Origin of the sequence: Niallia endozanthoxylica (assembly GCF_008710145.1) — a bacterium.
Taxonomy (GTDB): domain Bacteria; phylum Bacillota; class Bacilli; order Bacillales; family Cytobacillaceae; genus Bacillus_BD; species Bacillus_BD endozanthoxylica.
This window is the reverse complement of sequence record NZ_VYKL01000010.1, coordinates 197,877-222,773: the sequence shown is the minus strand read 5'-3', so window position 1 is coordinate 222,773 and position 24,897 is coordinate 197,877. Positions and strand designations below refer to the sequence as shown.

General features: G+C 38.1%; 22 protein-coding genes and 2 riboswitches. Of the genes, 6 read left to right on the top strand and 16 right to left on the bottom strand.

Annotation, left to right across the window (positions count from 1 at the left end; genetic code table 11):
* Positions 1-202 precede the first annotated feature (202 nt).
* Positions 203-1,516: a CitMHS family transporter gene (locus tag F4V44_RS04525; protein ID WP_150438791.1), complete on the top strand. Its 1,314-nt coding sequence runs from the start codon at positions 203-205 to the stop codon at positions 1,514-1,516.
* 119 nt (positions 1,517-1,635) lie between these two features.
* On the opposite strand, the gene yyaC is transcribed toward F4V44_RS04525, so the two are convergent.
* Both yyaC and F4V44_RS04515 read right to left on the bottom strand, forming a co-directional pair.
* Positions 1,636-2,247: a spore protease YyaC gene (gene yyaC, locus F4V44_RS04520; RefSeq protein WP_223881794.1), complete on the bottom strand. Its 612-nt coding sequence runs from the start codon at positions 2,245-2,247 to the stop codon at positions 1,636-1,638.
* Positions 2,248-2,320: 73 nt separating this feature from the next.
* Complete coding sequence (locus F4V44_RS04515) at positions 2,321-3,457, bottom strand: AbrB family transcriptional regulator (RefSeq protein ID WP_150438790.1); 1,137 nt, start codon at positions 3,455-3,457, stop codon at positions 2,321-2,323.
* Between the two features lie 149 nt (positions 3,458-3,606).
* Between F4V44_RS04515 and F4V44_RS04510 the strand changes: the two genes are divergently transcribed.
* Entirely contained in the window at positions 3,607-4,473 is an 867-nt protein-coding gene (locus tag F4V44_RS04510; RefSeq protein WP_150438789.1) for a LysR family transcriptional regulator, read from the top strand.
* 100 nt (positions 4,474-4,573) lie between these two features.
* On the opposite strand, the gene tcuA is transcribed toward F4V44_RS04510, so the two are convergent.
* Positions 4,574-6,082 (bottom strand): FAD-dependent tricarballylate dehydrogenase TcuA, encoded by a 1,509-nt coding sequence (gene tcuA / locus F4V44_RS04505; RefSeq protein ID WP_150438788.1) that lies wholly within the window; start codon positions 6,080-6,082, stop codon positions 4,574-4,576.
* 369 nt (positions 6,083-6,451) lie between these two features.
* On the opposite strand from tcuA, the gene F4V44_RS04500 reads away from it, so the two are divergent.
* Positions 6,452-7,366 carry a DsbA family protein gene (locus F4V44_RS04500; protein ID WP_150438898.1) on the top strand — a complete coding sequence of 305 codons (915 nt, stop codon included), beginning with the start codon at positions 6,452-6,454 and terminating at the stop codon, positions 7,364-7,366.
* 12 nt (positions 7,367-7,378) lie between these two features.
* Positions 7,379-7,684, top strand: a complete 306-nt coding sequence (locus F4V44_RS04495) for a monooxygenase (RefSeq protein ID WP_150438787.1) — start codon at positions 7,379-7,381, stop codon at positions 7,682-7,684.
* 103 nt (positions 7,685-7,787) lie between these two features.
* Here F4V44_RS04495 and F4V44_RS04490 read toward each other — a convergent pair whose 3' ends face one another.
* On the bottom strand, positions 7,788-8,150 hold the full coding sequence (locus tag F4V44_RS04490) for a peptide-methionine (S)-S-oxide reductase (protein WP_150438786.1): 363 nt from the start codon (positions 8,148-8,150) through the stop codon (positions 7,788-7,790).
* 90 nt (positions 8,151-8,240) lie between these two features.
* Positions 8,241-8,356, bottom strand: a riboswitch (SAM riboswitch).
* 122 nt (positions 8,357-8,478) lie between these two features.
* Positions 8,479-9,732: a GGDEF domain-containing protein gene (locus tag F4V44_RS04485; protein ID WP_191090562.1), complete on the bottom strand. Its 1,254-nt coding sequence runs from the start codon at positions 9,730-9,732 to the stop codon at positions 8,479-8,481.
* A 116-nt stretch (positions 9,733-9,848) separates the two neighbouring features.
* Between F4V44_RS04485 and F4V44_RS04480 the strand changes: the two genes are divergently transcribed.
* Both F4V44_RS04480 and F4V44_RS04475 read left to right on the top strand, forming a co-directional pair.
* On the top strand, positions 9,849-11,210 hold the full coding sequence (locus F4V44_RS04480; RefSeq protein WP_191090561.1) for an S-layer homology domain-containing protein: 1,362 nt from the start codon (positions 9,849-9,851) through the stop codon (positions 11,208-11,210).
* 198 nt (positions 11,211-11,408) lie between these two features.
* Complete coding sequence (locus F4V44_RS04475) at positions 11,409-12,182, top strand: NUDIX domain-containing protein (RefSeq protein WP_150438783.1); 774 nt, start codon at positions 11,409-11,411, stop codon at positions 12,180-12,182.
* 73 nt (positions 12,183-12,255) lie between these two features.
* On the opposite strand, the gene F4V44_RS04470 is transcribed toward F4V44_RS04475, so the two are convergent.
* The 11 genes from F4V44_RS04470 to F4V44_RS04420 all read right to left on the bottom strand — a co-directional run bounded on the left by F4V44_RS04470 (position 12,256) and on the right by F4V44_RS04420 (position 24,884).
* Complete coding sequence (locus tag F4V44_RS04470) at positions 12,256-13,329, bottom strand: NAD(P)H-dependent flavin oxidoreductase (RefSeq protein ID WP_150438782.1); 1,074 nt, start codon at positions 13,327-13,329, stop codon at positions 12,256-12,258.
* A gap of 167 nt (positions 13,330-13,496) precedes the next feature.
* Complete coding sequence (locus tag F4V44_RS04465; protein ID WP_223881804.1) at positions 13,497-14,108, bottom strand: HAD-IA family hydrolase; 612 nt, start codon at positions 14,106-14,108, stop codon at positions 13,497-13,499.
* 197 nt (positions 14,109-14,305) lie between these two features.
* Positions 14,306-15,253: a D-2-hydroxyacid dehydrogenase gene (locus tag F4V44_RS04460; RefSeq protein WP_150438780.1), complete on the bottom strand. Its 948-nt coding sequence runs from the start codon at positions 15,251-15,253 to the stop codon at positions 14,306-14,308.
* A gap of 869 nt (positions 15,254-16,122) precedes the next feature.
* Complete coding sequence (gene thiC, locus F4V44_RS04455; RefSeq protein WP_150438779.1) at positions 16,123-17,880, bottom strand: phosphomethylpyrimidine synthase ThiC; 1,758 nt, start codon at positions 17,878-17,880, stop codon at positions 16,123-16,125.
* Between the two features lie 134 nt (positions 17,881-18,014).
* Positions 18,015-18,130, bottom strand: a riboswitch (TPP riboswitch).
* A 95-nt stretch (positions 18,131-18,225) separates the two neighbouring features.
* Complete coding sequence (locus tag F4V44_RS04450; protein ID WP_150438778.1) at positions 18,226-20,088, bottom strand: XylR N-terminal domain-containing protein; 1,863 nt, start codon at positions 20,086-20,088, stop codon at positions 18,226-18,228.
* Positions 20,089-20,248: 160 nt separating this feature from the next.
* Positions 20,249-20,572, bottom strand: coding sequence for a 2Fe-2S iron-sulfur cluster-binding protein (locus F4V44_RS04445; protein ID WP_150438777.1), 324 nt, complete (start codon positions 20,570-20,572; stop codon positions 20,249-20,251).
* A 44-nt stretch (positions 20,573-20,616) separates the two neighbouring features.
* Complete coding sequence (locus F4V44_RS04440) at positions 20,617-21,531, bottom strand: catechol 2,3-dioxygenase (protein WP_150438776.1); 915 nt, start codon at positions 21,529-21,531, stop codon at positions 20,617-20,619.
* A gap of 32 nt (positions 21,532-21,563) precedes the next feature.
* On the bottom strand, positions 21,564-22,589 hold the full coding sequence (locus F4V44_RS04435) for an NADH:ubiquinone reductase (Na(+)-transporting) subunit F (RefSeq protein ID WP_150438775.1): 1,026 nt from the start codon (positions 22,587-22,589) through the stop codon (positions 21,564-21,566).
* 165 nt (positions 22,590-22,754) lie between these two features.
* Positions 22,755-23,039, bottom strand: a complete 285-nt coding sequence (locus tag F4V44_RS04430) for a hypothetical protein (protein WP_150438774.1) — start codon at positions 23,037-23,039, stop codon at positions 22,755-22,757.
* A 27-nt stretch (positions 23,040-23,066) separates the two neighbouring features.
* Positions 23,067-24,572 carry a ferritin family protein gene (locus F4V44_RS04425; protein WP_150438773.1) on the bottom strand — a complete coding sequence of 502 codons (1,506 nt, stop codon included), beginning with the start codon at positions 24,570-24,572 and terminating at the stop codon, positions 23,067-23,069.
* Positions 24,573-24,587: 15 nt separating this feature from the next.
* On the bottom strand, positions 24,588-24,884 hold the full coding sequence (locus F4V44_RS04420) for an MmoB/DmpM family protein (protein ID WP_150438772.1): 297 nt from the start codon (positions 24,882-24,884) through the stop codon (positions 24,588-24,590).
* Between the last annotated feature and the right edge of the window lie 13 nt (positions 24,885-24,897).

The window sequence follows — 24,897 nt, the reverse complement described above, 5'->3', positions numbered from 1 at the left end:
CTCTTTTTCTTTTTGCTTAGATTATAAGTTTTTTTTAAGAAATTCGTTAAAAATTTTATAGTTTACTTATTTATCCGCGTATTTTATTCTAAAAATATAGAATATTCCGAAGTATACAAATTTCAATTGATAGTAGTTTTTATTGTTTACTCTATCATTTAAGAAAATTTGAAAACGATTACTATTTTAGGAGGGGATTCATATTCTTACTTTTTTAGGATTAGCAATGGTATTGGTTTTTACTTATTTGATAATGGCAAAAAAGTTATCGCCTGTAACTGCACTTGTGGTTGTACCCATCATATTTGCTGTCATTGGAGGATTTGGTTTAGAACTTGGCGGGATGATGCTGGATGGATTAAAGGAAGTAGCTCCTTCTGCCGCGTTACTATTGTTTGCCATTTTATTTTTTGGAATTTTGATTGATGCAGGCTTATTTGACCCACTTATTAATACAATGATGAAATTTGTAAAAGGAGATCCAGTTAAAATAGCAATCGGGACGGCCATCATTGCCATGACCGTGGCTTTAGATGGAGATGGAACGACTACTCATATGATTACGATATCTGCTATGCTGGCACTGTACCTTCGAATTGGCATGAACCCACTTGTTCTTGCCACCATTTCTCTACTTTCTGTCAGTATAATGAGCGGAATGACTCCATGGGGAGGCCCCGCTACAAGAGCAATTGCCTCTTTAGGGCTTGATGCCAATGAGTTTTTCCTGCCTCTGTTACCTACCATGCTTTCAGGAATGGCGTGTATTCTATTCATAGCCTATGTTCTTGGAAAAAAGGAAAGAGCTAAAATTGGAATTATCCATTTAGATCAAATTCCTCAACAATCATTAGAACTAAGCGAAGTCGCTGCTTCTATTCATATACTGCCAACTAATACGAAACGACCTCAGTTAAGATGGGTCAATCTATTGTTAACCGTAGCGGTCATGGTGGTTTTAGTCATGGGGTTAGTCTCCGCACCGATATTATTTTTAATTGGATTTGTTCTCGCTGCGATGATTAACTATCCTAATTTAGATGAGCAAAAAGAACGCATTTTAGCGCACGCTGGAAACGCCTTAACGGTAGTCATATTAGTGTTTGCAGCTGGTATTTTCTCAGGTATTTTTTCTGGTACAAAAATGGTAGATGCTATTTCCAATGCATTAGTTGCCATTATTCCAGAATCCGTAGGTTCCTTTTTCCCGTTAGTCGTTGCACTAACCAGCATGCCATTTACCTTTGTTTTATCTAACGACGCTTATTACTTTGGGGTTTTACCAATTCTAGCCGAAGCAGGGGCTGCTTATGGTGTAAGTCCATTAGAGATTGCAAGAGCATCCGTATTAGGGCAGCCTGTACATTTTCTAAGTCCGCTTGTTGCCTCTACTCTATTATTAGTTGGTATGGTCAAAACAGATATTGGAGAATTTCAGCGTTTTGCCTTTAAATGGACCCTGCTTTGCTCCTTAGTCATTATTTCCGTTGCTTTTATTACCAGTGCAATCAGTTAAATTAAATCCATTCTTCATTCATGAAAGATAAAAATAAAGAGCGATCCAAATTCAGCAAGTTTACTAGAATTTGGATCGCTCTTCTTTATAAAGCAACATAGAAATCTCCACAAGATGGTCTATCTCTCTATTCCCATTGATTGATTATCAGGCCCCGCTATTTTCGTGACCGCATGTACAATGGTTTTGGCGAGATTCATGACAGTAAATAAACGAGTATCATTTAAAAACTGGGATGAGGGCAATGGATCTACATAATTAACAAATCCAACAAAATGATAATCACCTACTTCTGGAAGCATCTTTTCAAGTGCTTTTCCTGGAGTAAGAGGCCCCTCTTTAAACATCACATATCCTACTTCCTTTTTCACCCCGATGGATGCATCAATACTAATAATGAAAGGGTTTTTTATCTTTTTATGAATCTCTTTCAAAATACTTTTTAAATTAAATGCATGGACAGGTTCTTCCAATGTTCCATATACACGATACGGTACATGGTTTTCTATCAGCATGGTCCCTACTAGCGGTCCTAAAGAATCACCAATATAACGATCCGAACCGATACATAGAAAGACAAGCTCCCTATCACTTTCTAATGATGGTTGAATCATTTCTTTCACTTTATGAATAAACATCTCCATCTCTTTTTCATTCGTTCCATTCGAATTTACATAATAGGAACGTTTTTCTTGATTTTTCTTCTCTTTTTCATAATAAAAAGGACACACTAGCCTCACCCCTTCATTTGATTCATTACCAAACTCATTTATTGATAAAGACTTTTTTTCATTATACCGTAAACTAGGCTGATTGATGTGAATGGGCCTTCTTTTTGACCTCCATATACTTTATCAATCGAAATAATGGTGGAAGTGTACTACAGACGGTAACGACTCTTAATACCTGTACGGCAACAACAAAGGTAGAATCCTCATTTAGAACAAGTGCCGTTGTTGTCATCTCTGCAATACCGCCAGGTGCAAAGGCTAGGCTTGCTGTGAGAAAGGTAATATCCGTAAATATTGAAACAAAGTTCGCACATAGAAGCGTAAAAAAGATTAAACCGACTGTATTTAAAAATGAAATCAATATGATTCTATTTAATCCTCTAAACATATTTTTTTGAAAACGCGATCCAATGCTTGCCCCAATAAAAATTTGCGATACGATCATAAACAATTGCGGCCACCAAGCATTAAGATCAAACCCTAGCAGGATGGAACCAAAAGCTTTGACAATTGCAACACTAATCATACTGCCAATCAACCATGGAGCGGGAAGCCTTAAATATTTCCCTAAATAATAGCCGCCACATGCGACCAATACAAACAAAATCGTCGAAGTCAGTTGGTCAATCCCAACAATTATGACTTCTTCAGGAACTGGATTCAAACCTTCTAGACCCTCAAGATTTCCACTAAAAAAAGACATTGCGACAGGAATCGTCAGCAGTACTAAAAAGACACGCATCGTTTGAATAATACTCACAACACCAGTATTCGCTCCTACCTCTTCTGCAATACCAGGAATGGAAGACAATCCCCCAGGTGCAGTGGCAAAAAAACTGGTTAATAAATCCAAGTTACTATACTTCCATAAAATGAATCCAGAAAATAAAGTAAAAAGAATGGATAACAAAAGCATAATGAGAATGGTTAACCAATTTTCCAGAAAAATGTATAGAACTGAACTTGTCACCCTCTGACCCAGTTCAATCCCTAAAATACACTGTCCGATATATAACCAATATTTTGGCATTCCACCTTGATGATAGGATAAATAAGCTTTTTTCGGTCGTAGAACCGTAAGAAAAGTTGCAGTAAGTAGTGTCCCGATCATCCATCCAATTGGAAGACCTGTTAGGGAAAGTAGAAATCCTCCGAATCCACTTAGAAATACAAACCATATGTTCTGAAGAAAACCTAGATGTTTATTCATTCTAATTCCTTCTTTCAATACTGTGGCATAGACTCCTTTTATGGCTTTGCCTATTAGTTCAACTATAGTATAATTTTAGCAATAATAATAATACCGTTTTTTTATCATAATCCATAAATATTTTTTATGGCTAAAGGAGGTTATTGTAGGTGGATGAACGAGATTGGATGGTTTTACAAGTCCTCTATGAAGAAAAAAACATTACAAAAACCTCTCAGCGTTTGTATATTTCCCAGCCAGCCTTGACAAACCGCTTACAGCAATTAGAAAAAGAATTCGGCATAAAAATTGTCAATAGAGGGAGACGCGGGGTCCAATTCACCCCACAAGGAGAATATTTAGCGAAAAGCGCACATGAAATGTTACTAACCATCCAAAGAATTAAAGAAAATGTCCTTAATATGGAAAATAACGTCGTAGGTACCTTAAGATTAGGTGTTTCAACTTTTTTTACTGACTATATGCTTCCTAACCTATTAAAACGGTTCAAAGAACAGTATCCTAATATTGAATTCAAGGTAACAACAGGCTTTAGCAGCCATGTTGCCGAATTAATTCACAATCAGGATGTCCATATTAGTATTGTAAAAGGTGACTATAATTGGAACGAACAAAAACATTTATTATTTGAAGAGTCTATTTGCATAGCTTCCAAAGATGAAATTAATATACATGATCTTCCTAACCTCCCAAGGATTAATTATCATACAGACTTACTATTGAAACATTCTATCGATAATTGGTGGTCCGAAAGATTTACCCAGCCGCCGCTTGTTAATATAGAAGTAGATAAACTGGATACCTGTAAGAAAATGGTTGTGAATGGGTTAGGCTATGCGATTATGCCTAGTTTGATATTAAATGATGTCCATGATCTTTACAAAAAAGATCTTCAAACGATTGATGGAAAACCAATCGTTCGTAAGACATGGATGTTTTACCATAAGGATTCGCTAAAATTAAACATTGTGAAGGCATTTGTTGATTTTATGGAAAAGGAATTTGCTGGGCAATAAAAAAATCCCAGCTTCTCTTGTCATTTGTAACACAAGTGCCGGCAGACAATACAAGCATCTGCCCCTATTAAGACAGATGCTTATTGTTATTATTAAAGATTTAGGCTAATTCTATTTTTTCTTTTGTATACTGTGCGGCAGAAGTCCCCGCTAATTTACCAAAAACAGCTCCAGACATTAAGCCTGATCCACCAGGGTAATTTTTGTAGAAGATTCCACCAACCATTTCACCTGCTGCAAATAGTCCTGGTATGGATCTTTCTTCTTGGTTTAACACCTCACCTGCTTGGTTAACTAATAACCCACCAAAAGCAAAGGTAATTCCACAAGTAACCGGGTAGGCATAGAAAGGCGCTTGGTCGATTCGTAATGCCCAATTGGATTTAGGCGGTGTAACACCAACGGTTCCTTTCCCATCTTTTATCGTTGGATTATATACCCCTTCTTGGACAGCAGCATTATATTCGCTAATGGTTTTTAAAAATTGAGTTTGATCCACAGATGTTAATTCCGCTAATTCCTCAAGTGTATCTGCTTTAATAACTGTTGCTTCCTCTAAATTATATTCCTTTCGCAGCATGGAACGGACTTGAGCATCAAAAATTTGATAAGCCATATGGCCTGGCTGTTTTAAGACTTCACGGCCATACTTGGCATATGTGTAGTTCCGAAAGTCAGCCCCCTCATCAACAAATCGATTTCCTTCATTATTTACCAGCAGCCCAAGCGGAAAGGAAGATTTCTTGTAGATATCTCCCGGCTTATTAAAATCCCCTACTTTTGGCGCCTGATAATCGGTGCCAATGGAGTGACAGCCCGTCCACCCGAACTCGCCATATTTTTGTGCTCCAACCGCTAATGCCATTGTAATTCCATCACCCGTATTGAATTCTGTCCCTCTTACAATCGCTGCTTCCCATTCCCTCCCAAGCTGTGTACTTCTCATTTCTTTATTCGCTTCAAAACTGCCACATGCTAAAATGACACTAGCTGTATCAACAATCATGACATTCTCTTTCTGTTCAATCTTAATACCGGTAATTTTGTCCTTATCCATCTTTAACTCGATTGCACGTGAGTTGTACCAAATGTCAATGCCAAGTTCTTCAGCCCGGTTAAAGAGCTTTTCCATTAACCCAACGCCCTTGTTTACTGTTTTAATCGGAAGTCCTCCCCAAAAATGACGTTTACCACCCTGTTCAAAGGATTGATTTTCATAGTTTAATTCAAATTGAATTCCATGATCATGCATCCATCGAATGGTTTCATAAGATTTGGATATAAGTTGATTTGCGAGGATAGGATTACTTTTTCCTTCTGTCACCCGCATTAAATCTTCATAGAAATCCTTTTCTGTATATTCGGGCATGACCACTTTTTCCGCTTCTTCATCTGTCATTTCAGGGATAATCTTTCTAATGTCCTCCAGATTGTTATAAGCAACACGAATCGCTCCATCCGTAAAAAATGAATTACCCCCACGCTTTTCAATAGGTCCTCGTTCTAAAACAAGTACATGTGAACCATTTTCCTTTGCCGCAATCGCCGCACACAAAGCGGCATTCCCTGCCCCAACTACAACAACATCATAACTTTTTACAGTATCCATCAAAACCCCTCCTACATGTAATTATCTTTCTTTACATAAATCATAGGATAATAACAGAGATTAATAAAATACTGTTAATTTATAATATTCCATAAGAAAAAGTTATGGATGATTCTTGCAGCTCCAAAGGGATAGGTTTGACCCTTTGGACCAAATGTGTTGAAACTCTATTTCTTGCAGATTAGATTTGGATACGTCACACTGATTCCCCGCCTATTTTTTCAACAACTTATTCATTATGTTGGATAAACGACAAATCCAATGTTCTATTGGTATGGATTCGCTGCTTTCTATACTAAAATACAACTATAGATAAAAGAATAAGTTAGATTCAAAAGGAGGAGCAAGAAAGTGACAAACAATCCTAATATGATTTGTGATTTGGAAACAGGTGTATGCGGAGTTGCTGATGCGGAAGAAATGGAGATAATTGATTTTAATTCATCAAAAAAATCAATCGAACTTTATTATGTAACAGATCCTATTTGTTCTCACTGCTGGGCAATTGAGCCCGTTCTTCGTCGATTTATCGAGCAGTACGGACATTATTTCAACTTTCATACCGTTATGGGAGGATTGCTCGAAAAATGGGGTGACGGACCGGTTGATCCTGCGAATGGAATTTTCAAACCTGCTGACGTGGCCGGTCACTGGAGAGAAGTTGGAGTCCATTCCCGTATGCCTATTGATGGGTCGCTCATGATTGATAATCCCGTTCAATCCTCCTACCCTCCTTCACGAGTATTTAAAGTGATACAAAAACATCATAACGATGCATTAGCCTATGAATATTTACGACGTGCAAGAGAAGCTCTCTTTGCGTTTAATAAGAATATTTCCGATACTGCCGTTATGATTGAAATCGTCAATCATCTTGGCCTTGATGGAAAAGCTATTGTGCTTGAAGCAGAGCAGCCAATCGGACAGCAATTATTAAATGAAGATTTTAGTCTGGCTAGAAGCCTTGGTGTTAGAGGTTTTCCGACCATCGTTATGATTAATGAGGAAAACAAAGGAATCAAAATCGTTGGTGGACGCCCGTTCCAATACTATGTGGATGGTTTAAAACAAGTCCTTAATGCAGAAGAACTTCAGCCAAAACAACAGCCATCTCTTTCGGACTTACTCGGAAAAGAAAAATTGCTGTTTTCAAAGGAAATAGAAGTCATGTATGATGTAGAACAGTCAGATATTAACTCTTTTATTGAAAAAGAGCTTTCATCCGGCAGTTATGATAAGAAGGAAATCCTTGGGGAATTATATATTATAAAGGCTGCAAAATAAAGGAGTATAATCATGGCATACGTATTACAGGTAGACTTTAAAATGAATGGACCATTCGGAGATGAAATGGCAGAGGCATTTTCCGATTTAGCGAAAAGCATTAATGAAGAAGAAGGCTTTATATGGAAGATTTGGACAGAAAATCCCGAAACAAACGAAGCCGGTGGAATTTATCTTTTCCAAACAAAAGAAACCGCTGAAAAATATATTGATATGCATTCCAAACGATTAGCCAGCTTTGGGATAAATGATGTCAATGCAAAAATCTTTGCTATCAATTCAAAGCTGACTGAGATTACAAACGGTCCTCTTAAATAATCATTTCTGCCTTTTTCGTTTAGGCACAAAGGTTACATTACTATCAAGATCCTATTGGGGAGGAGCAGATGATATCTGCTCCTTTCTTCATGAAATCGTATCATTAAGATATTAACCTTAATTCTTCCAGTCCATTCAAATGCTCAAATGCTGGAGTAATTTTCGTAATCAATTGATCTTTTAATATATGCTTTAACTCGCTTTTCTTTTGCTTCGCTAATGTTAATTGACTATTATCCGAAAAGAAAATCAATGATTGATTATCAGTGGATGTAGGGTCATGTAAATCGAAAAATAATTCCAATAACTCATTATAAGAAACCTTCCATGGATTAAACCATATTTCTACTATATCAAGATTTTTCTCTCTTAAATGTCCAATTCGAACGTTTTCAATCCCGCGAAAACTTGTAATAAATGCCTCTTGACTAAAAAATTCACTTGCACCAAATACTGCTCTTTCCATTTTTCATTCGCTCCTTTTAGAGCGATAGCCTCTTTCCAATCAAAAAACCTCTCTTTGTATAAAGAGAGGTTCGTATGATTGCATACATTCCTCTCATCTTGCAAAGATTTATACCTTTGCAGGAATTAGCACCGTTCAAGTCAACGTCCTGACTTGATGGTTGCCGGGTTTCACAGGGCCTGTCCCTCCACCACTCTGGATAAGAAGTTATCGCTATTGATTTTTTATTTATTGTTTATGATACTATCATTCAATTATCTAAAAAGCAAGCATTTTAATAAAAATAATTTGAAACTTCCTATTACTCATCGAATTTGTTCTTGTTTCACTATCTCCCCAGTAGCCGTTCCGCTGTGCCAAAAACCTCAACCCGGTTCCGGCCATTATTCTTTGCTTGGTACAGGGCAAAGTCTGCATTTTTTAATAACCTTTCAATATCTAATGGATGTTCCACATCCCCTGTTTCAATCCCAATACTAACGGTTACTCGATTGGTCACAGGTGAATATTCGTGAACAATTCCCATGCTATATACAGCTTTTCTTATCTCATCAGCAAGATGATAGACTTGATCCTCATTCCAATCAAAAACAATCATAACGAATTCTTCTCCCCCGAAACGTGAAAGAAAGCCATCCCTAGGTGCAATCAGCTGTTGAATGGTACTGGCAGCTGATTGGATTACTTTGTCTCCTTCAAGATGCCCATAATGATCATTAAATTGTTTAAAAGCGTCAATATCAAGCATCATCAACGAAACATTTCTCTTTCCCTGATTGTTATCTAATTGCTCTTGTATAAAGTGCTGAAAACCCCTTCTATTCGGAATTTTCGTTAGCTCATCAATGAATGAGAGATACTGAAGCTTTTCATTCACCTTTTTTAACTCTTCATTTATAGCCATATTTTCTTCTATCTTTAGAGCAAGATGATGATTGCTTTCCTTAAGAAGCATTTCATTGAAAAAATTAGCCGCGTAGCTATTATAGAGCATCCGTGAACCTAGCCAGCAAAAAAATAAAAATACAGATAGATTAATATAATGTCCTATTAACGTGTCCATAGAGGATTGAAAAAAAGGTAAACCGATAAACAGCACAGCAATAGGCGGGATATAAAGCTTGATGATTGTGCAGTTGGAAGCAAGAAAAAGGATTGAGACACACACAATGTTCACACTAAAAGCCATCACATGACCATATCCCTTTTGGTCCAGCAGTGTGATAACAGATCCCCACACGCCAAAGAAACAAACAAAACACAACAGTCCCAATCGGAACCACTTATATTGCCTTTCCGTATAATCCTTTATACGTTCAAACCAATGCATATAGCCTAACATGATTACACTCATGATGAGTAAAAGAAGATACAAAATTAAATAAGTATTCGAGAAAATCAACCGCTGATAGTTGGCAAAGCTTGTCGTCAGATTAATACAAATCATGATAGCTTCAAACAAGATCACAATCTTTGCAAACAGCTTACAGCGCTGCAAATTTACATTGAAGACATCCTTTTCCAGCAATTGCAGCTTTTCAGGGGATGCAGATGGGCCTACAAGCACATGTAATAGTTTCATAACAAACCTCAGAAAACATAGAATTTTTAGGCTAAAAGTATGTATTTTCATTCTACTATATCTTATTTCTACTTATTATACGATAGAATTGCTCAGCAGAAATGGAGGAGGAACCTTTGCGAAAAATATATCGTTTAGGAGTTCTGTTGTTTTTCTTTTGTCTAGCAGCCCCAATGGCAGGTCTAGCAGCAGGATTTAAAGATGTTTCCAAGTTGTACACATTCTATGATGAGGTTAATTTTCTTTCCTCACAACAAATCATTACCGGTTATTCAGAAGGAATTTTCAAACCAGATCTACAAGTGACCCGGGCGGAGGCTGCAATAATGATTGGACGAGCCTTAGGGTTCGATGATATTCCACGGGATACAAAGTTTAATGATGTTACTGCAAACGTTACAGGTTCCGGCTACATTGCATCAGCCGTTGAAATGGGAATAATTACAGGTTATCACGATAACACCTACCGCCCGTATGAGCATGTTACACGTGGACAAATGGCTATTTTCATAGACAGAGCATTTGAATTACTAGATAGTAATCAATCCAATAAGTTTCATGATATTTCACCGCGCATGAAGGCATATCAATCTATCTTAAACATACATGCACTCGGAATTGCAAATGGATATTCAGATAACACCTACCGCCCAGATATAACGGTTACCCGGGGACAGTTTTCCGCCTTTTTGGCCCGTGCCCTCGAGCCTTCATTTAGAGGAGCTCTGACCTTCGCTGTTGAATCTGTTTCAGGCTGGGAAGAAGGTTCTTCGATAGTCGAAACGGACATTGACACAGAATGGGTGATTAAGTTTAATGATGAGGTGGATTGGCAAAGGCTTTATAAACATATTTATGTTGTACGAGAAAGTAATCAGCAGGTTCATTATATTCATCCAATAATTGATTACAATCATCCACAATCTGTTAAACTTCTTTTAGGTCAGCTCTATGAATTTGACGAAACCTACACTCTATATATTACGGAAGATGTTCAATCGACAAGCGGAAATCCTTTATCAGAACCAGTAAGGATCAAATTTCATACAAACAAGCCCGAATTTGATGTAGAAAAGTCAGTGGAGCAAGATGGTGTAAAATTTGACATCATGTTAGATCTGACCGACGAGAAGGTTTTCGCAAAGGTTAAAGCAACCAATATCACAAGCGGCCCTATTCCATATGTGGGGTTTAGTGGGTGTGACCCCGGTATTTCTGCCGGACTATCTACCGAATCTGTGGATGGTTCAGTCAAAACAGGCAGTAAATGGCGTTTGTCAGGCAGCTGCACTCCTGAAGTTCCACAGTATAGTCTTCAGCCCGGCGCTTCAATTGAAGTCGTCGAAGTGCTATACCCGCCTGAACAGCCTGCAGGTAAAAATCTTTATGTAAAAGTAAGATTTCAAAGGGGAACAAGTGAGAGTCATTCTACATTTAATCCAATAGATATTTCATTATCTTTTCAAAAAAATGAATAAACCTCTGTCAATACATTGATATCAAAAAACCTCCAAGCTGGAGGTTTTTTAGCTTTTATTTAATCTTTCTATCAGATATGTTCCACTAAAGTCATATTTTACTTAAATATCTTCCCTATTACTAATAGTCACGGTAATTATCCCTGCACATACAATAACATCGTTCAATTGAATTCAATTTGAAAAGAGAGGATTATCATGTTCTGTAGAAGAGAAGTTCACAGAATTTCCCCCGAAAAAATCATCGAAATCAATCAATTCTTTCATGAATACGTTATGCCAATTCAGTTAAAAAATGGAGCGACATTGATTGGACGCTGGATAACAGAGGAAGAAAATGAGATTGTGACCATGTGGAACTATCCAAGCTATGATGAGTATTTAAAAATTGAAGAGAGAGTCAAAAAAGATAAACTGCATAAGCAAGCACAAGCACAGCTTTTAAAATTAGGTAAGCTCTTCTTAGATTATCGTCAAGAATTTTTAACTTCAACAGGAGTGTATCACTCACCCAAGCAAACCGTGACAGTAAGCGGGTATATTACAAATGAAAATGGAGAAGCCTTGCTCGTTCAAACCTATTGGAGATCAGATACATGGGAACTTCCCGGTGGCGGGGTTGATGACGGAGAAACATTAGATGCAGCACTATGCAGGGAAATCTTTGAAGAGACTGGAATAAATGTTAAGCTATTTGGAGTAACAGGTGTTTATTCAAATGGAAGTACACTATCAATCGTATTTCACGGAAAAAGGATTGGCGGAGATGTAATGACATCTAATGAAACAAAGGATGTTCGGTTTGTGAAACTCGATGAATTGAATGTTCATCAATATATTACACGTGGAAAGTTTCTTCCAAGAGTACTTGATGCAATGAAAGGGAATTCCATACCGTATGAATCATTTACCGTTCGTCCATATAAACTTTTGGAAAGATTAGAAGGAATAGTCATACAGGATGAATCTTGAAAAATAAAGCAAATGGATGGTTCTCCTGCTTTTATGGAAGTAGGAGAACCATCCATTTGCTTTTTGTGTTATTTTAATCAAAAATGATGTTTTTCACCTGTAACATGATGTCTTGGATTAGTTCCTCAGCAGTTAAACTTTTTGCTAATCTAGGACTTTGACCTGACCATAGTGACATATAATCTGGATTATTTTGAGCGGCAGCTGTTTTTCGAATCGATTGAGTTAATGTATTTTGAACAGGAAATGCTGGAAATGAGGCTTCATTCTCATGCATGGTTGAAATAAATTGGTTGTTAATGCCTCTCGCCCATTTGCCTGAGAAGGCCCGAGTTAAAATGACCTGGTCTTCGTCGGATTGAAGAATAGCTTCCTTATGCAGCCTATGTGCACCGCTTTCTTGACACGTTAAAAAGGCCGTTCCCATTTGTACAGCCTTTGCTCCTAAACAAATCGCTGCCATCACTCCTCTTCCATCCATTATTCCACCGGCAGCAATCACTGGAATTCGAACACAATCAACAGCCTGTGGAATAAGGGACATTAAACCGATCAAGCTCTCTTGATGACTATTACTGAAATTGCCGCGATGACCGCCTGCCTCACTGCCTTGAACCACTACCATATCCATTCCATTTTCTTGATTTTCCAAGGCTTCTCTTACGGTTGTAGCTGTTCCAATTAAAATCATCTGATGTTCTTTTAATCTGCTTATTACTTCCTTCGACGGGATTCCAAATGTAAAGGAACAAACAGGGACTTTTTCTTCTATTACTATCTCCATATGTTCATGAAACGTTTCCATTAGTTTTCGAGCATCAGGAAGTTGAAAACTATCATCTGCTATGTTTAGATGATTTTTTATAGACTGTAATTTTTCGTTAGCAAAATCGATCCCATTCTGGGAAATGGTAAATTCTCCTGGAACAAATACATTTACGCCAAAATGGTTTAAGGTTAACTCCTTCACTTCCCGAATTTGTTCCCGTAATTGAGCAGGTGTCAGATAACCCGCTCCAATCATTCCGAGCCCCCCGCTGTTTGATACTGCTGCTACTAACTGGGAGGTTGTTATTCCTCCAGCCATTGGAGCTTGAATAATAGGATATTTTATTTTCAATCTCTTTGTTACTTCAGTAGAAAGCATAGTCCTCACCTCGTTTTTTAGTTGGCTATGTTAACGAATTATGTTAATAAGTCAGATTTTTGACTCATCCGTGAGAAATGTCCATTTCTCACGCCTTTCAGCTGTGCTGAAAGGTTGCTGTATAGTTAGGCTTTATAGACTAACTTGTACTAAACTGATTTTACACTCTACCCTAACGTATTCAGCAGTTCCTTTGGGGAATGTACCACATATTTCGGTTGTTCCTTCTCAATCATTTCATAGCCGTCCAAACCCCAACTGACCCACATGAACGGCACATGAACTTTGTTGCAGGCAATAATATCCCGCACTTCATCTCCTACATATACTAACTGTTCAGGAGACAGCTGCCTTTGTTTTAAAAACCTCTTAATGACAGTATCCTTGCCAAATAATTTACTGGATGTCAAAACCTGTGAGACCGTAGTAATTTGTTCTTGTTTTAAAAATAGTTCGATGTTTTCTTTCGAATTAGAGGAAAGAATTGTGATTTCATAGCCTTTTTCTGACAATGCATCCAGCATGTCTTTGATTCCGTCAAACAGCTTAACTTCATTCACATTTTCTTTAAAATAACGATAAATCTTCGGCAAAATAAGCGGTAATTTATGCATCGGAAAGCGAAAGTGCTTTGCCCTTTGCTGGATGGTTAAATTTCTTGTTAAAACAAGATCCTCTTTCACGACAGGTTCATAATCATATTGATCTGCATATGTATTCCAAGCATTTATAAAAACGCCGCTTGAATCAGCCAATGTTCCATCAAAATCAAACATCACATACTTCAAAAACTGCTCCCCGCTTTCATTTCCTTTTCTTTTTATTTTAACAGAAACAAAAAGGTTAGGAGCAGTTCTATTGCTATCAATCGAAATTTGGTTGTCGAATAAGCAAAAGTGTCAGCGTACTGCATAAGCTATCTATGAAACTAGCTGATATACAGTACATAACTGACACTTTTTAAAATTCAGTCTTTTTAATAACCTTTTGAATAATCGACTACATTAATATAGGGCTTTTTCCCTTCCAAGTAGGCTTTCAGATTAGGAATAAAAATATCCTCGACAACCCGCTTATCGTAATACTCTGTTGAACCTGCTGTATGCGGCGTGATGATTACATTATCCATCTCCCAAAGAGGACTGTCTTCACCCAACGGTTCTTTATCAAATACATCAAGGCCTGCACCTGCTATTTCGCCTTCTTGTAAGGCTAGAATTAAATCCTCTTCCTTCACGAGCTTTCCTCGGCCAATATTAATAAAAAAGGCAGAAGACTTCATTTGTTTAAATTGTTGGGCTGTAAACAAATGATACGTTTCATTCGTCAGCGGCAATGTAACCACAACGTAATCACACTTTGGCAATAAGTCGTCTAGCTTGTCAGGCGTATACATTTCATCTACATATTCTGCCGGCTTTCCTGAGTGGCGCACACCCAGCACCTTCATGCCAAAGGCTTTTGCGATTTTAGCGGTTTCTGTTCCAATCGCTCCGACGCCAATAATCCCAAGTGTTTTCTCATGAATCTCAAGCTTCATATGACTATGATGCCATACTTTAGATTGTTGATTTTTTACATATGTATGAATTTTTCGTGTTAATCCAAGCATATAAGCAAAAATCGTTTCTGAAATGGGGTAAGCATGGACACCGTTTGCACTTGTCAGAAAGATTCCATTTGATTTAAATTGCTCAGTCGGAAAATGGTTAATCCCTGCACTTGAAGATTGCACCCATTTTAATTTAGAAAAATCATCAAGCGCCAGTTTATAACCAAGCGTCACTTCCGCATCATTCACATGCGGTCCCCATACTTCTTTATCCCTTCCTGCTATGATGTCCCAGTCTGGAACATGACTTTTTATTTGATCCATTAAGTTCGGTGCTAAATCCATTGTTATCACCATTTTTCTCTTTGCCACCACAAAACCCCCTTTTATCATTCCTACTATAACTATACCTTTTCTTTCACTTTTTTTCATCGAATAAGAATGAGGGTTCCTTGCTTACATAAATATTCTTTTTTTGTCAATGATATATAAGAGCGATAAAAGAAAGATGTGAGAAAATTGCACTTACTATTCATCCTTTGGCTTCTTATCCAGAACATAAAAAAGAAGTCATGGCGGAATCTTCCTGAATATATACCTTCCCTGTTGTATGTTAGTTTTTTTAGCCTTCTATACAATATTCTTTGTAAAGATTATTTAATGTGGGACTTTAAATCAAACATTAAACACCTTAGCACTAAAGTGCTTAGATCTTTACATATATTCATTATCAATCCTCTATTGATTCTGTCGTATCTATCTACTATACCTGATTCTATTTGGAATAAAATTCTTTATACAGGTAAATGGATAGTAAGCTCAACATTAGTCGAATGGTTGGGACAAAGAATCTTTAAAGTGATTTTCTTTGACAACGGATGGCATCTTGGCTGGTCCACGCTTATTTATGTAAAAATGTATTTCCTAAGCTACTTTATGACAAAAAAACCCTTACTAACCTGGATGCTCTCTTTTTTATCCACCATTTTCTTTTTGATTCGATTTAAGGTTCCAGTCATACATAATCTAAAAGAATATAAAAAGGAATGGAATAAAATTCGGACCAGAAAACAAATAGTTTTAGCCCCATATCTAACAATTCTTACTGTACTACTTTTCCTTATCATGGGTTTATCCGCAATACAGAGAAAACATTCACATTAGGTTGTCTATTTGGGAAGTAAGAGAGTGTCCCCCATGTTAAAGTTTTCGGACACTCTCCGTGCACTTCATTCGTTGCATTATTGATAAATTTTTCCACCGGATTGTTTAAATTCTTCTGCCTTTTCTTCCATCCCTTTTTTCATTTCATCGTTTTTTCGGATATCATGAGAGATTCTCATGCTGCAAAATTTCGGACCGCACATAGAGCAAAAATGGGCCGTTTTGGCTCCTTCAGCAGGAAGTGTTTCATCATGGTACTCGATGGCCCGTTCAGGATCCAATGAAAGATTAAATTGATCATTCCAGCGGAACTCAAAGCGCGCTTTTGAAAGGGCATCATCTCTTTTTTGAGCACCTGGATGCCCTTTAGCCAAGTCCGCCGCATGAGCAGCAATTTTATACGTAACCACACCGGTCCGGACATCCTCTTTATTCGGCAGTCCTAAATGCTCTTTCGGCGTTACATAGCAAAGCATCGCAGTTCCGAACCAGCCAATCATGGCAGCTCCGATGGCAGAAGTAATATGATCATAGCCGGGAGCAATGTCAGTTGTGAGAGGTCCTAGTGTATAAAATGGCGCCTCATCACAAACCTCTAATTGCTTATCCATGTTTTCTTTAATCAAATGCATCGGCACATGCCCTGGTCCTTCAATCATCACCTGTACGTCATGCTTCCAAGCGATTTTTGTCAGTTCCCCAAGTGTTTCGAGTTCTGCAAACTGTGCTTCATCATTAGCATCGGCGATGGAGCCTGGACGCAGGCCGTCTCCTAATGAAAAACAAATATCATAGGTTTTCATGATTTCACAGATTTCTTCAAAATGAGTGTATAAGAAGTTTTCTTGATGATGATGCAGGCACCACTGCGCCATAATTGATCCTCCGCGGGAAACAATCCCTGTTACCCTTTTAGCTGTTAACGGAACATATCGTAATAGGACACCGGCATGAATCGTGAAATAATCGACCCCCTGTTCTGCCTGCTCAATTAATGTATCGCGGTAAATCTCCCATGTCAGATCCTCGGCAATTCCATTCACTTTTTCAAGTGCTTGATACAATGGGACGGTACCAACTGGGACGGCGGAATTTCGAATCATCCATTCCCGGGTTGTATGAATGTTTTTACCAGTTGATAAATCCATGATGGTATCCGCACCCCAGCGTGTGGCCCATGTCATTTTTTCAACCTCTTCTTCAATGGAAGAAGTCACGGCGGAATTTCCCATATTCGCATTTATTTTCACATGAAAGTTACGTCCAATAATCATTGGTTCAGATTCTGGATGATTGATATTTGCTGGAATAATAGCACGGCCTTTTGCCACTTCCTCACGAACAAATTCAGGTGTGACATTTTCACGTATCGCAATAAACTCCATTTCAGGTGTGATGATTCCTTTTCTTGCATAGTGAAGCTGTGTGAGGTTTCTGTCTTTTTTTGCACGCAAAGGCTTCCGCTTTAAACCTGGAAATACTTGTTGATTTGCGCGTGGGTCCTCCTCATCCCGGTACCCGTTATCCTGCGGCTTGATTTCTCGGCCTTCATACACTTCTACATCTTCCCGTTCCTCAATCCATAGACGGCGAAGGGCTGGAAGACCCTTTGTCAAATCAACCTTATACTCTGGGTCTGTATACGGTCCGCTTGTATCATAGACACGGATTGGTTCATTTTCTTCCTGTCCAAAGCTCGTGTCGGTTGGACTTAAACCGATTTCTCGCATCGGCACCTTTACATCGGGTCTTGAACCTGTTACATATACTTTTTTACTTCCTGGAAAATGACACATGATGGAAATGTTTTGTTCATTAAGTGGTGATGTTGACATCCTTATCTCTCCTTTAATTGCATATAGGACAAGATAGCGAACAGACGAGCAGGAGAAGAGGTTTACATATATAAAAAAGCCGGTGTCCAATACATGGATGGACCCGGCTTTAGATATGCAGAAGAAATGTATAATCATGCACATTCAAACTTCCCCACGCTGGTATGAACCAGATCAGGTCCCGAGGGTTAAGAAGCTTTCGGCGCGCTTCTCTCTCAGCCCAACTCATTGGACACCCCTAGTTATGCTTTATTTAATTCTTCATCATTATATAGAAATATTTAGAAAATAGGAATAGTTTTTTATAAAAATAGACCAAGAGAACTATAAACCTTAGTGTTACTCCTAGGCAGGCAGTTTTAATTCTCCTAGCACAATTAAACATTGAAGGGCTACATAGATTTCATTTCGATTATGAGCAGTATTGATATCAACTTGCAATAATTCATTAATTTTTCCCAGCCGATAGCGAAGACCGTTAACAGAGAAATTCATGGCACGTGCTGTTTTATGAACATTGGAGCCATTTTCTAGATAATAATAGAGCGTGATTAGTAGTTCCATGCTTTTATTTTTGTCCTCTTCCATGAAATTACCAACCATTTTATACGCATACTTTTCAAGAGCTTCCAAATTATTTGTTTGCAGCAGCATCCCGATAACGCCTAATGAATCAAAATAAACAAGGTTGTGCTGTGAATTTGACACTTTTAATGAGGCAACGCTTTCATTGTATAATTGCGGGGCATCCTCAATGGATGAAACACTTGAACTTACACCCATGGCAAATGAATATTGAGAATACTTATCTGAACAATAGTTTAATAACTTACTGCAAAAGCTTTCTTTTTCCAAATTGCTTTGAAATAGAACAGCGTCTGAAAATAAGATAATCACATTTCCCTCTTTCTTACCTAACAGCCCTTTTACCTGTTTACTCCGAAAATAATTAAAGAGGTCATTCATAAATTGCTCATTAAATTCAATTTCCTCTTTCATCGATGTCTCCTCATATTTTCGTTGAATCGCTACCATAAAATAAGGTGCAATTAAATCAAAATGAATATAATGGGCATAGCTGGCAATTTCAGATGCAGTAATCCGTTTATTAAGAATATCGTCGAGAAAACTGCCTCTAATGGTCTGTTCCGTATTAAAACGTGTCTGCTCATTCAACAAATGTAAGGAACAAGCCAACGCTGCTTGACCTAATACCATTTTATCCACTTCTGTCACTAGATTCTTTTCTGTAATAAAGGAGCAATAACCATGAATTTTTTTGCGGAAAAAGATAGGTGTAATGACTCTTTTATGACCGGGTGAAAGCTCTAGTAATATCGTTTCATGAATCTCCTGCTTTTTTTTGCCCTTTTTATTCCTTTGCTCTGTGAACCATTCCTTTAATTCAAGAGAATATTGCTTAGCCTTCTGTTCAGAAATACCTGCTGCAGCACGGACCTCATAATTGAGGGTTTCCATTATTACAGGAGTTTTCAGCGTATTAAATAATACATCGGCAATCGGCTGAACTCCTGTTTCAAAAATGACCTCTTTAAATAAATTTTGGTGCACTTCATAGGTCTTACTTAAATTATCTCTTTCAAGCCTAAGCTTCTCATAGGTTTCCTCCAGCTCAGCGCTGATTCGGTCTGCTTCATAAAACTGGCGTTCTTTCTCAACCTCAGGATCTCCATTCCATCTGTCCATCGTTTGGCAAACCCAATGACAATGGTCATCTCCCATTGCAATGCATTGAGTTTCTTTAGCAAGCACTTGTTTTCCAATAATCGTCGAAAGATATCCGCTTGCATAGCCTACCAATGAATGGCATACTGGCTCGTCACTAGATCCAAATAATTTTATATGTTCTATTGCTTCATTCGAGTTTCTCCAAATCCCTTCAAAATATAAACTCCCTTTATCAAAGTCTACTTCACAAACAGTCGGCTCGACTTCAACATGACCATTGGCCGTATGCATCGTAGGTCCTGCCATTAAAATATCCCTTTTACATTCCGGCTTGACTTCCATCATCTGCTTACAATCGGTAACCCCGCAATTCCATCCATAGCGAAGTAGGAAACCCTTTGATCGTTTAAAGCCAAGCATATCTATCAACTCTCGCCGCAGCGCTCCAAATGCCGAGCTGGGAATTTTTATCATCGTCTGGTTACTAGTATTGTATATATCCATTTCTCCATTTAACAATGCCCTCACCGCCAAAGAATGTTTTATGGTATTTAATCAATCTAGTAATAAAATAATCACTTTACATCGTATGCTAATAATATTTTATCAAAAATGACAAAAAATAACGAATGCATCCCAACTTCAAAAGAGAAGATGGGATGCATGTTCTACTATTCTACTAGTTTCTTCCGCTGATATCTTCCTGCTGTACTTTTTCATAGTCTTCAAGGGTAATGATATCAAGATCACCTTTTGCTTTCATACAACAAGCTAATGCAAAACCCTTTGCCAATTCTTCATCAGACAAAGCATCGTGAGAACGAATCATATCCTGCTCGTATTCACCATCAAGCACCTTTACCTTACACATGCCGCATCCGCCTCTAATGCAACCGGTTGGAATTGGAATAAACTGATCACGTGCAGCTCTTAATGGCGTGACGTCCGGTGTACAGGAATACTCAAATTGCTGGCCTCTAGCTTTAAGAGTCACCTTAACCATTTGGTTCTCTCCTTCTAACTCATTTTTTATAAAATAAACTTAGATTAAGTTAACGCTTTCATAAAGGATTCAGATAATTCTCTACGGTGGTAGAAAATACCTTGTCCAATTTTATCTTCCGTCCACGTAATGGTCGGCATATCTGGGTAAGCAATGTATCCACCCGCAAAAGCTTCATTTCGATTTCCTGATGGGTCAAAGAAATAAATCGTTTCCCCTCTTGTAATTCCATGACGTGTCGGCGTAACATCAAACGGAACTTCATACATCGATAGTAGATCTGCTGCTTTAAACACATCGTGTAAGGAATCGACATGGAATGCTGCATGGTGAAGCTTGGCGTCAGGACCTTTAACAAAGGCTAAATCATGTGCTTTATTCGTTGTAAATAGGAAGCTTCCTAATAATTCTTCACCATCTACTGTTGTAATTCTTTCACTTTGTCTGAAGTCAAGAGCTTCAATGAAAAATCTTGTAACTGTTTTCAAATCATCACCCGTTAATAGGCAATGATCAAAACGATGCGGTGCAATCCCCTTTTTGCCTAATGGCCATGGGTGCGGATTTAAGTTGCCTACAGCAGTCCCTAATATATTGATTTCATGATATAGTTCGCAATGATGGCCTGTCGGCAGAATAAAATGAACGGCTTCCCCTTCAGCTAATCTTGTACCTTTAGACATACGAGTGGTTGTACAGCCGAACTCTTCTACTTTTCTTTCGTAGTATGCCAAGTCGTCTAATGTTTCCACTTTAAAAGCGATATGAGCCAGTCCAGCAGAATTTGACTTTGTTAAAATCACGCTATGATGATCATATTCGTCCCACGCTTTTAAGTAAACACTATTTCCCATACGTCCTGTTTCTTCCAAGCCTATCACATTCGTATAATAATCTACTGATTTTTCTAGATCTAGTACTTTTAGCTCGACACGGCCGATACGCATAACTCTAGCCATTGTTTTTCCTCCTGTCATATAATCCTATCACTTTAAAATTCGTCATAAGAAATATCCGTACCTTTGACACCGCCCTTATAAAGAGCATCACAGGCTGTTTCAATCATAATCGGCGGTCCGCAAAGATAAGCATCCATGTTCGACATATTTCCAAGTTTGCGTGAAATCACGTCAGCAATAAATCCAACTTCTCCGTTCCATTCATCCCCATCCTCAGGTTGTGATAATGCCGGAACAAAGTGGAAGTTTGGATACTTTTCAGCCAATTCCATCCACTCATCAACAAGATACAAATCCTTTTTCGCACGAGCCCCATAGAAGAACCATGCTTCATTTTCAAAAGATTGAGAGAATACTTCTTCAACAAGAGACTTAATTGGAGCCATTCCAGAACCGCCGGCAATGAAAATCAAATCTTTGTTTCGATTACGAAGCTGCATGCTTCCATATGGACCTGACCCCGTTACAATATCCCCAGCATTTAAATCACACATATAATTGGAGCCTTTTCCCTCAGGAACCCGCTTAATATGAAACTCAATAAACTTTGAGTCTTCATATTTATTCGCCACTGAATAGGCACGTGTATCGTCTAATCCAGGTAGATCGAACTCAAAAAATTGACCTGAACCATAAGGAATCACTGCAGATTCTTGCAGTTTCAGCTTAATCATATGTATATCATGTGTGTATTGCTTATTTTCAACAACCTCCGCTTCAAAATCATGGACAGCGAAGAAAGGTAAATCTGATTCTTCTTCATCTACTTCAATTACAAGATCGCTTTCAGCTAGTGTGCTGCACATTAATGTAAACCCTTCTTCTCTTTCAAAGCTCATTAAGGAATATTCCGATACACGATCCATGATTTCAAAATCGCCTTCGAGGACTTGGCATTTACATGCAGAACAGCTGCCATGCCGGCATCCGTAAGCCACTTGAATCCCATTGCGAATGGCGGCATCCAGTATCGTTTGTCCTTCCTTAACTGTAATCGTTTTTCCACTTGGTTCTAATGTAATTTCATATGTTTCCACCGCTGTTTTTGTTTGACTCATCTCTTAATCTCTCCCCTCTTAATCTTCATCACTCTTTATAAGGAAATGCAAGAAATCTATGTAAAAAAATTGTTCATATCACTTCTTTTTCTCCTTCATATAAAAGTCATTTCACATGAAGGAGAAAAAATCTATAAATTTATCAAACAGAGTCTTACATAGCTCTTACGCTACGACGATTTCTAAATAATCTCCATTGCGAATTCCTGCCTCTTTAACAGTCCCATTTAATGAAATTTCTACTTGACCATCCGCACGAATTAAGAATAAACGATAGTTTTTTTCTTTGTCTGCTTTCCACGCGTCTAAACATGACCCCAGCAATTCTTTGTTTGTCATATCATAACGGGCTCTTAAGCCAATGCTTCCTTGAAACAAATCATTTTCTGTGACTTCTTTTAATACGGGCCAAACAATCAATTGATTTTCCTGCTTCAAATAGTTTGCCATTTCGGTTCACTCCTTGTTTCCTTCGCTCTAGAAAAATTTCTTATCTAACCCTAAATGTTTTCTGTGTTCCAACCAGCGGGCATGTTCCCTTGAAGAATAATGTTCACCCGTTTCTTCTGGAGATAGACCTGTATATTTGAATATACCGGCGATTGGATCATCGCCAAATTCGCCGCTCAAGTAAGCTTCTGCCGGCCACCAAATCTGCATATATTTAAACGGTTCTTGCTCAAAAATATGCTTACATCCAGGAGAACAAGTCACATATGTTTTATTGTTATATTCACTATATTGTGTCCACATTTTGGATGGATTATCTGGATCCGGAAACTCTGCAGGAACTTGACATACCGTACATACTGACGGAATCCCCGGACTTGAACCGGCCAAAACATGATCATCCATACGACGGAAGTAAGGTGAATAATATCGATCAAATGTATCTGGATATTCATTTGATAACCATTGATAATCATCAGGCTGCAGTTTGAATCCTCTAAACAAATTCGCATGTTTGTAGTGATCAAGAATACGCATAACTGAATGAGAGTAATGATTTTTTTCTTTCATGCTGTCTTCCGCATGCTTTGGTAAACGAATTCCATATTTTCGTAAATCTTTAAACAACCCTTCAAACACTTGTTCTTCTACATAAATTTCAAACGCTTTCTTCCAAGAAATCGGACGAATACGTGGATAATAATCCACAAGTGCCGAAATAACTGAGAACAAACGATACGCTCTCCAATACCATTTATCGAGCCATCCTTGAATGATTGGAACGTTCCGGTCGTCTTCCTCTAACAACATTTTCAAAGCAGACATTCCTAATGCCATATGACGGGATTCGTCAGATTGTACAGTTTTTCCAACAGCAGCGAAGTTATCATCGCCCACCGCGCCCGCGGATGAAGCAAATGGCAGGAATAAAATGTTGGTAAACACATACTCAAACGAGAATGAAATCGCTATCAATGCTTCAAATGGACCTGCTGTCATCGCATCATCAAAGAATGATTTTGGAACTGTATTGAACCATAAGTTTTGCGTTGTATTGGCAAAATTATGAAGCCCATCGATTTCTTTACTCATATGAGCATAATGTTTGATTTCAATTTGAGCGTGACGCAGTTCATCAATCGCTTGATTAAAAGTGGCAAAGCGAATCGCTTCAATTGGAATGTTCCGGCCAACATATGCCATTAGACGATGGGCAGAATATTCGGCAGGCTGAACAGCCGTCGCAAAGACTTTAACCCCTTCATACCAACGTGAATCCACTACTTTCGCATGTCCATCATTTGCTTCAAAAGCATTACGAACCGCATGATAAATGCCATCTTTTTCTGATTGAATTTTAACGTATTGGTTATAAGCCATACGAAAAGGATCTTCCCAGCGACTTGGATCTTTCAAAATGATGCCTTCTTTTTCAATTAAAGGGTATACCTTATTCATATCAAAATCTTTTGGTTCCCACATTAAATCCCTTGTCATTGCATGATATTTTTCTTTTACGCCTAATTTTGCCATATTTCGTTGCCCTCCTTATTCTGCGTCTTCCCATTCTATAATTAACTGTTCTTCGTCCCAATCCGTGATAAAACCAAAAGCAGAGGACATGACAATGTGCACTCGATCCATATCAAAATCTGCCCCAAAATGTTCTTCAACCGTTTCTCGTTTTAACACCATTCTTCCAGGCGCTTTTACTTTTTTATAAACCATAAAGTCTTCAACGATGACTCCCTCATTATCTTCTTGAATCGCTGAAATGATGGCATCTACCATTGAACCGCCGCTTGTATCTAAATCCATTCCTACGTATGCTTGTTTTACTGTCATTTTTACCGTCCCC

Excerpts from the sequence above, each read along its gene's own strand:
- F4V44_RS04515 (WP_150438790.1), bottom strand. The coding sequence starts at position 3,457 with ATGAATAAACATCTAGGTTTTCTTCAGAACATATGGTTTGTATTTCTA.
- tcuA (WP_150438788.1), bottom strand. The coding sequence starts at position 6,082 with ATGGATACTGTAAAAAGTTATGATGTTGTTGTAGTTGGGGCAGGGAAT.
- F4V44_RS04500 (WP_150438898.1), top strand. The coding sequence starts at position 6,452 with ATGATTTGTGATTTGGAAACAGGTGTATGCGGAGTTGCTGATGCGGAA.
- F4V44_RS04495 (WP_150438787.1), top strand. The coding sequence starts at position 7,379 with ATGGCATACGTATTACAGGTAGACTTTAAAATGAATGGACCATTCGGA.
- F4V44_RS04490 (WP_150438786.1), bottom strand. The coding sequence starts at position 8,150 with ATGGAAAGAGCAGTATTTGGTGCAAGTGAATTTTTTAGTCAAGAGGCA.
- F4V44_RS04485 (WP_191090562.1), bottom strand. The coding sequence starts at position 9,732 with ATGAAACTATTACATGTGCTTGTAGGCCCATCTGCATCCCCTGAAAAG.
- F4V44_RS04475 (WP_150438783.1), top strand. The coding sequence starts at position 11,409 with ATGTTCTGTAGAAGAGAAGTTCACAGAATTTCCCCCGAAAAAATCATC.
- F4V44_RS04470 (WP_150438782.1), bottom strand. The coding sequence starts at position 13,329 with ATGCTTTCTACTGAAGTAACAAAGAGATTGAAAATAAAATATCCTATT.
- thiC (WP_150438779.1), bottom strand. The coding sequence starts at position 17,880 with ATGTCAACATCACCACTTAATGAACAAAACATTTCCATCATGTGTCAT.
- F4V44_RS04445 (WP_150438777.1), bottom strand. The coding sequence starts at position 20,572 with ATGGTTAAGGTGACTCTTAAAGCTAGAGGCCAGCAATTTGAGTATTCC.
- F4V44_RS04440 (WP_150438776.1), bottom strand. The coding sequence starts at position 21,531 with ATGGCTAGAGTTATGCGTATCGGCCGTGTCGAGCTAAAAGTACTAGAT.
- F4V44_RS04435 (WP_150438775.1), bottom strand. The coding sequence starts at position 22,589 with ATGAGTCAAACAAAAACAGCGGTGGAAACATATGAAATTACATTAGAA.
- F4V44_RS04430 (WP_150438774.1), bottom strand. The coding sequence starts at position 23,039 with ATGGCAAACTATTTGAAGCAGGAAAATCAATTGATTGTTTGGCCCGTA.
- F4V44_RS04425 (WP_150438773.1), bottom strand. The coding sequence starts at position 24,572 with ATGGCAAAATTAGGCGTAAAAGAAAAATATCATGCAATGACAAGGGAT.
- F4V44_RS04420 (WP_150438772.1), bottom strand. The coding sequence starts at position 24,884 with ATGACAGTAAAACAAGCATACGTAGGAATGGATTTAGATACAAGCGGC.